Below are 4,034 nucleotides of genomic sequence, written 5' to 3'. Positions count from 1 at the left end.
AGCGGAGTCGAAGCCCTTTGCATGTAAAAAGCCTTCGATTAAGTTTATCCTGAGCGAAGCCGAATGGACTCAGGATAACAATGCTTTCTTGAAGTATAAAGATGTTAAATTCAAATTTATAGTTTTGGATTTATTTGTTTTATATCAAATAAGAGTTTTAATTACACCCTATTGGTTAAGATATAAATATTTCACAAATATTTATTATAAAAACGGCAACCAAATCCCATAAAAATCCGTAACTTTAAGTGTATAGAATTGGTTACTGCATTTCACGGAGTACGCCATTCGATTTTTCCTTACTTAAGTTCAGTTTTTCTTTCTGCTTAAATAAAAAACCGGATGACATAATTGTTTAATTGCTGACGATTATGAAAACAACTACTTTATTTATTTTATTATTTTCTGCTTACACTATGTTTCCTCAGGAAAAATTTACTACTGCCAACGGAGTAATAAATTTTGAAGCATCTGTGCCATTTTTTGAAGAAATCACAGCAGTCAATAGATCGGTTGCGATTGTTTTAGAACCCAAAACAAGTACATTTTTATGTACTGCTATCATCAAAGATTTTCGATTTAAACTGGATCTGATGAAAGAACATTTTAATGAAAATTATCTGGAAAGCCATCGATATCCTAAAGCTGTTTTTAAAGGTAAAATTACAAAATTCGATTTGAAGGACATTGATGAAATTGAAAAGGAATTTCTAATAAAAGGAAAATTGACAATACATGGAAAGTCCAAAGAGATTGTGGTGAAGGCTTTATTAAAAAAAGTGCATGATGGAATACAAATCACTTCTGATTTTCCAATTTCCATAACTGATTTTGATATTGAAATTCCAAACAGGGTAGCCTTGAAAATTTCAAAAACGGTTAATACAGAATTAAGCGGAATCGTAGGAAACGATGAATTAGTTCTTGTGACTTTAAAATAAAGATTAAATTTTCAGGATAAACAATCTGAAAGAGCCGCTTCTAAATTTTTGAATCGGAATTTAAAACCTCTTTGTTTAATTTTTTCAGATGATACCCTTTGTCCATTTAAAACAACCTGACTCATTTCGCCTAAAAACAACCTGAGAACAAAAGCAGGGATTTTGGGCAGCCAGATAGTATACCCATATAAATTTGCAAGTGTTTTGGATAATGTCTCATTCGAGGTATTGTCTAAAACAGTTGCATTATAGATGCCATTTATTTGTTCATCCTGAATTGCTTTTAAATAGATGTTGCATAAATCTTCAATATGTATCCATGGGAGATATTGTTTTCCGGTTCCTAAAATGGTACCAAAACCTGCTTTAAAACCCGGGCTTAATTTTTTTAGAAAACCATCTTTTCTCCCCAAAACAATTCCTGTTCTTATTTTTACGGTCCGAATACCGAGCGATGTAATTTTATCAGATGCAGCTTCCCATTTTTGGCAGGTAATGCCCAGGAAATCATTTTCAGCAGGAGATTCTTCCGTACAAATTTCTTCGTTGGTGACAGCTCCATAAATTCCCACTGCCGAAGCTGATATAAAAGCATCTAAAAGCTTATTGTTTTTTTTCAAAACAGCATAAATCAGGTCAATTGGTTGTATTCGGCTTTCCAAAAGTGCTTTTTTACGTTTTGTGGTCCAACTTTTCTCAACAATACCTTCACCGGCCAGATGAACGATATAGTCTGCTTTTAAGACAGCCTCCTCGTCAATATAATTATGTTCCAAGTCCCATTTGTAAAAAGTAATCAAATCAGTGTTTTTTCTATCGGAACGGCTTAATACAGATACTGAAAAACCATTATCAATTAAAACCTTAGTTAAATAGCTGCCAATAAATCCTGATCCTCCTGTAAGTAAAACATTTTTAGCCATGATAGTTTATAATATATTTAACAGCTCATCTTGTTCAAGTATAAGTAAAGATACTTAAACATTGCTTACCTTTAAAGCAAATTCTAAACTTAAAAGAAATGACAGCTAAAAAGAAGATACTCAGTAAAGAAGATATCGTTTCAATATATATGAATCAGGTTTTAGAGAAAGGGGAAAAGCCAAAATCAGTCTATCATTTTGCAAAAGAAAATGATTTTACTGAGGCTGAATTTTATACCTTTTTTGGAACGCTCGAAGGTCTGGAAAAAGAAATATTCAAGCTCTTTTTTACGAACACGATTGATTTATTGCACAAAAATACAGATTACCGGGAATACAATATGAAAAATAAGATGTTGAGTTTTTATTTCACATTCTTCGAAGTTTTAACTGCCAACAGAAGTTATGTTTTACAATCACTTAAACTCAACAGAAACCCTCTTAAGAATTTAGTACAGCTTACGTTGCTCAGAGATAGTTTTAAAGAATATGTTTCTGAAATCCTGACCGATGATTACAGAATTGAGCAGGAAAAACTTCAAAAATTCCAGGAAAAAGGCATACAGGAGTCAGCCTGGCTGCAATTAATGTTAACCATAAAATTCTGGATGGATGATGCTTCGGCTGCTTTTGAAAAAACAGATATTTTTATCGAAAAATCAGTTAATGCTTCATTCGAATTAATGAATGTGGCACCAATGAATCATCTTATAGATTTAGGAAAGTTTCTTTTTAAAGAAAAGATATACAGCAAATAATGAAAACAATTGATTATATACCAACGTCAAAAATAGAAAGAGCCGGTAAATTGGTTCAAACCGGTGCAAAAATAGGGGTAAACTACATTAAGCATTATGCCGAAAAAATGGTGAATTCTGATTTGACCCGTGATAAATTAAACGAAAATAATGCCGAAGACATTTATGACGGACTAAAAAGTCTAAAAGGAAGCGCCCTTAAAGTGGCACAAATGCTCAGTATGGACAAGAATTTTCTGCCTCAGGCCTATGTTGAAAAATTCTCATTATCTCAATTTTCTGTTCCGCCGCTGTCTGCACCTTTGGTTTTAAAAACATTCAAAACCAATTTTGGCAAAACACCTTATGAAATTTTCGACGAATTCAACGCCAATTCGGTAAATGCAGCAAGTATTGGTCAGGTACATTTGGCGGTGAAAAACAACAAAAAATTGGCCGTTAAAATTCAGTATCCCGGAGTTGCAAACAGTATTTCTTCAGATTTGACCTTGGTAAAACCAATCGCAATCAGAATGTTTAATCTCCAGGGAAAAGATTCTGATAAATATTTCAAGGAAGTCGAAGATAAACTCATCGAGGAAACCAATTATTTATTGGAATTACTACAAAGCCAGGAAGTTGTTGAAGCCTGCAGTAAAATCGAAAACATACTTTTTCCGAATTATTATCCTGAGTTTTCGTCAGAGAAAATTATCACAATGGATTGGATGACCGGAATTCATCTTTCTGAGTTTACGGCTAAAAATACAGATCAGGAAGTTGGCGATAAAATTGGCCAGGCACTTTGGGACTTTTATATGTATCAAATTCATGTTCTGCGAAAAGTACACGCAGATCCACATCCGGGAAATTTTTTGGTAGACGACCAAAACCGCTTAATTGCACTTGATTTTGGATGTATGAAACAAATTCCGGAAGAATTTTATACGCCTTATTTCGAATTAATCAATAAAAATGTGATTACGGATCAGGCGCTTTTCAATCAGAAATTATTCGAATTAGAGATTCTTCGCAAAGATGATTCGCCTTCAGAAATCGAATATTTTACCGAAATGTTTCATGACTTATTATCGCTTTTTACGAAACCTTTCCAAAATGACACTTTCGATTTTGCCGATGAAACTTTCTTCGACAGCATCGCTAAATTAGGAGAACGATTCTCAAATGATACCAATCTCAAAAAAATGAATGGAAATCGTGGTTCTAAGCATTTTATTTACATGAACCGAACTTTCTTTGGTCTGTATAATTTAATGTTTGATCTGAAAGCAAAAATTGCAGTAACCAATTATCTTAAGTATTAGAAGCTCTTTCCAGCTGTCCACTGTATCTTTTGTGGCGAACACCGCCACAAAAGGATGCCGTTCCCATCTGGGCTGGGGCAGTCGTTTTTTATAGAACCTTGGTATTGT

5 protein-coding genes are annotated in these 4,034 nt (G+C 33.5%); 4 read left to right on the top strand and 1 reads right to left on the bottom strand.

The features are described from left to right. On the top strand, positions 1 to 232 hold a 232-nt coding region (locus PMI10_RS22375; protein ID WP_007810993.1), incomplete at its 5' end, for a hypothetical protein. Positions 233 to 371: 139 nt separating this feature from the next. Continuing rightward, positions 372 to 941 carry a YceI family protein gene (locus PMI10_RS19585; RefSeq protein ID WP_007810992.1) on the top strand — a complete coding sequence of 190 codons (570 nt, stop codon included), beginning with the start codon at positions 372 to 374 and terminating at the stop codon, positions 939 to 941. Between the two features lie 11 nt (positions 942 to 952). On the opposite strand, the gene PMI10_RS19580 is transcribed toward PMI10_RS19585, so the two are convergent. Next, complete coding sequence (locus PMI10_RS19580) at positions 953 to 1,864, bottom strand: TIGR01777 family oxidoreductase (protein ID WP_007810991.1); 912 nt, start codon at positions 1,862 to 1,864, stop codon at positions 953 to 955. Positions 1,865 to 1,962: 98 nt separating this feature from the next. Here PMI10_RS19580 and PMI10_RS19575 point away from each other — a divergent pair, with 98 nt between their 5' ends. Both PMI10_RS19575 and PMI10_RS19570 read left to right on the top strand, forming a co-directional pair. Next, complete coding sequence (locus tag PMI10_RS19575) at positions 1,963 to 2,622, top strand: TetR family transcriptional regulator C-terminal domain-containing protein (protein ID WP_007810990.1); 660 nt, start codon at positions 1,963 to 1,965, stop codon at positions 2,620 to 2,622. Then, positions 2,622 to 3,926 carry an ABC1 kinase family protein gene (locus PMI10_RS19570; RefSeq protein ID WP_007810989.1) on the top strand — a complete coding sequence of 435 codons (1,305 nt, stop codon included), beginning with the start codon at positions 2,622 to 2,624 and terminating at the stop codon, positions 3,924 to 3,926. Before PMI10_RS19575 ends, PMI10_RS19570 begins: the two co-directional genes overlap by 1 nt. Positions 3,927 to 4,034: the final 108 nt, after the last annotated feature.

Origin of the sequence: Flavobacterium sp. CF136, from assembly GCF_000282055.1 — a bacterium.
Taxonomy (GTDB): Bacteria; Bacteroidota; Bacteroidia; order Flavobacteriales; family Flavobacteriaceae; genus Flavobacterium.
Note: the sequence above shows the minus strand (reverse complement) of the source record. Positions and strands in the feature narration are given on the sequence as shown.

Coding starts and splice junctions, on each gene's coding strand:
- PMI10_RS19580 (WP_007810991.1), bottom strand. CDS start 1,864: ATGGCTAAAAATGTTTTACTTACAGGAGGATCAGGATTTATTGGCAGC.
- PMI10_RS19575 (WP_007810990.1), top strand. CDS start 1,963: ATGACAGCTAAAAAGAAGATACTCAGTAAAGAAGATATCGTTTCAATA.
- PMI10_RS19570 (WP_007810989.1), top strand. CDS start 2,622: ATGAAAACAATTGATTATATACCAACGTCAAAAATAGAAAGAGCCGGT.
- PMI10_RS19585 (WP_007810992.1), top strand. CDS start 372: ATGAAAACAACTACTTTATTTATTTTATTATTTTCTGCTTACACTATG.